Below are 2,837 nucleotides of genomic sequence, written 5' to 3' on the forward strand. Positions count from 1 at the left end.
GAACCACGCCCTTCCGGCCCCGAGGCCGCTGCTTGTGCCGATCGGTCAGGAACGGCCGCTCGGCGATACCACCATGGCCGACCCGCCCCCGCGCCGCACCTTTTCGGCTGCCGCGAGCCAGCGCCCTCCGGGGAGGCGCTGGATGCCCGTGGCGGCCCCGATCTCCGGGTTCGCCTTGAACACGTGCCCGAGGGCCTCCAACTCCTTGCGCACCGGGCTGTCCCACAGCCCCGGCTCGATCTCGGTGGTGGCCGAGTTGCGCTGGCTGGCGCGCGGGGCGGCGATCGCCTCGACGAGCGGCAGCCCCCTGTCCAAGTGGCCGGTCAGCGACTGGAGGACGGTGGTGATGATCGTGGCACCGCCCGGCGATCCCAGAGCGAGTACGGGCTTTCCGTGCTCCAGCACGATGGTCGGCGAGATCGACGAGCGCGGACGCTTGGCCGGACCGGGCAGATTCGGGTCGTGGACCGCCGGATTCGCCGGCGCGAACGAGAAGTCGGTCAGCTCGTTGTTGAGCAGGAACCCCCGGCCAGGCACGGTGATACCGCTGCCGCCCGTCGACTCGATCGTCAGGGTGTACGCGACGACGTTGCCCCACTTGTCGGCGGTGGTCAGGTGCGTCGTGTTCTCACCTTCGTACGTCGTCGGGGCGGCCTCGCCCCCGGTGGCGCAGCGGGCAGGGTCGCGCGGGTCGCCCGGCGCGAGCGGGCTCGTGAGCACCGCGTCGTCCTTGATGAGGCACTCGCGCGAGTCGGCGAACCGCTGGCTGAGCAGCTCCCGCGTCGGCACGTCCTCGAACGCGGGGTCGCCGACCCATCGGCCGCGGTCGGCGAACGCGATCCGGCTCGCCTCGATGAGGCGGTGCAGGTACTGCGTTTCGCTCGCCTTCGAAAGGTCCGTCGACTCAAGGATGTTGAGGGCCTCACCCACGCTCGTGCCCCCGGACGAGGACGGCGCGATGCCGTACACGTCGAGGCCACGGTAGGCGGCCTTCGTCGGGGCCTGGCGCAGCGCGCGGTAGGCCTTCAGATCCCCGGTCGTAAGATCTCCCGGACGCACCACTCGCGTTGCCGCCGGGTCCACGGGCGGCTTCCGCACCGTGGACACGATGTCCCGGGCCAGCTCGCCCCGGTACAGCTCGTCGACGCCCTCGCGTCCGAGCGTCCGGTAGGTACGGGCGAGGTCGGGATTCTTGAACACCGATCCTGTCACCGGCAATTGACCGCCGGGGAGGAAGAGTTCGGCGGTCGCGGGAAAGTCGGCGAACCGCGCCTCGTTGGCCGCGGTCTGCGAGCGGAAGGTCTCGTCCACGACGAATCCGTCACGGGCCAGCCGCTCGGCCGGTTCGAGCAGCCGCCCGAGCGGCTTGCTGCCCCAGGCGTCGAGCGCCTTCTCCCAGGTCGCGGGCGTGCCGGGGGTACCGACCCCCAGCCCGCTGGTGACGGCGTCGTTGAAGGGGATCGGCTGCCCGTTCTCCAGGAAGAGCGAGGAGTCCGCGCTCCGGGGGGCGGTCTCGCGGCCGTCGATGGTCTGCACCCTGCCGGTCCTGGCGTCGTAGTGGACGAAGTACCCACCGCCGCCGATTCCCGCCGAGTAGGGCTCGGTGACACCCAGCGCCGCGGCGGTGGCCACGGCCGCGTCAACGGCGTTGCCTCCCTTGCGGAGTACCTCGATACCGGCCGCGGAGGCGTCCGCGTCGACGCTCGACACGGCTCCCCCGTATCCCACCGCCAGCGGGGACTTGGGAGGTGGCACGGGTGGCGCCGAAGCTGCCGGCGCCGCGGCACCGAGCGAGCCGATGACTGCGATCACACTTAGGAACGACACATTCCGGCCGACGGAACGACGCATCCGTACCTCCTGTGAAGAATCGTCCGCGCAGGGTAACGCCGCACCACCCGTACCGTCAGGACCGCCTCGGCCACACGTCCGGACGGACCGCTAATATGCCCGCTCATGAATGACGACGTACGCAACATCGTGCTCGGCCTCATAGCTGCCGGAATCAGCGCCGCCCTGGGCTGGCTCGCCCGCACATACCTCTGGCGGCGCAAACTCCGCCGCAAGCAGGCCTTCTTCGGGATGCCGGGGAATTCCGAGTGCCTGCTCGTCGTCAATCGCGATGCCGGTGGCGACGGCGCGGTCCACCGCCATGACGTCTTCGCACTGCTCGAACTCTCGGCTCTCATCAAGGACTGCGCCGCACACGCGCAGATCGTGTCCCACGACACCGCCCATCAGGGCTTCGGTGAACGCACGGAGTTCTGTGTCGGCGGGCCGGGGTCCAACCGGCGTATGGCCGCGCACCTGCAGTCGCTGCTGCCGGGGGTGAAGATCAATACCGGGCCCGAGCCGGGCCCCGACCGGGCGGCCTTCCAGGTGGGTTCGGAGCGCTACCGGCTGGAGCCGGGAACGTCCGAACATGTGCTGCTCGCACGGCTGACCGGCGGCCAGGACGCCCGCCCCGTCTTCCTGCTCTGCGGCCAGCGCGCCATCACCAACCAGGCGGCCTCGCGTTATCTGATGCGCAACTACGAGAAGTTGCAGCGAAAGCACCGTAACGGCTCGTTCGTGCTGCTCCTGAAGGTGGTCAACTCCCAGGCGTACGGGCCCGATGTGGTCGAGCTGGTCGGCGATGTGACGCGGGCGGCACAGGCGCCTCTGCCCGCCGCGCCCCGCACTTCGCACCGGGCCGCCGGCTGAGGCACGCCAGGCGGGCGGGCCCTCGGCTCCCTCCCGCACACATCTCCAGCGGTGCGAACCCCGCTGCGGGCAGGTCTCTTCCGGGACGGCCGTGGCACTGCCGTCCCGACCCCTCTCCGAAGCTGAACGCGTGG

The 2,837-nt window shown here is 70.6% G+C and carries 2 protein-coding genes; one reads left to right on the top strand and one right to left on the bottom strand.

What is annotated here, in order from left to right; translation table 11 throughout:
- Positions 1 to 45 precede the first annotated feature (45 nt).
- Positions 46 to 1,851, bottom strand: a complete 1,806-nt coding sequence (gene ggt / locus ACFWFI_RS42245) for a gamma-glutamyltransferase (protein WP_387401198.1) — start codon at positions 1,849 to 1,851, stop codon at positions 46 to 48.
- Between the two features lie 105 nt (positions 1,852 to 1,956).
- On the opposite strand from ggt, the gene ACFWFI_RS42250 reads away from it, so the two are divergent.
- Positions 1,957 to 2,703 (top strand): hypothetical protein, encoded by a 747-nt coding sequence (locus tag ACFWFI_RS42250; protein WP_387401200.1) that lies wholly within the window; start codon positions 1,957 to 1,959, stop codon positions 2,701 to 2,703.
- The last annotated feature ends 134 nt before the right edge of the window (positions 2,704 to 2,837 follow it).

This window comes from Streptomyces sp. NPDC060209 (assembly GCF_042728155.1).
In the GTDB taxonomy this organism is placed as follows: domain Bacteria; phylum Actinomycetota; class Actinomycetes; order Streptomycetales; family Streptomycetaceae; genus Streptomyces.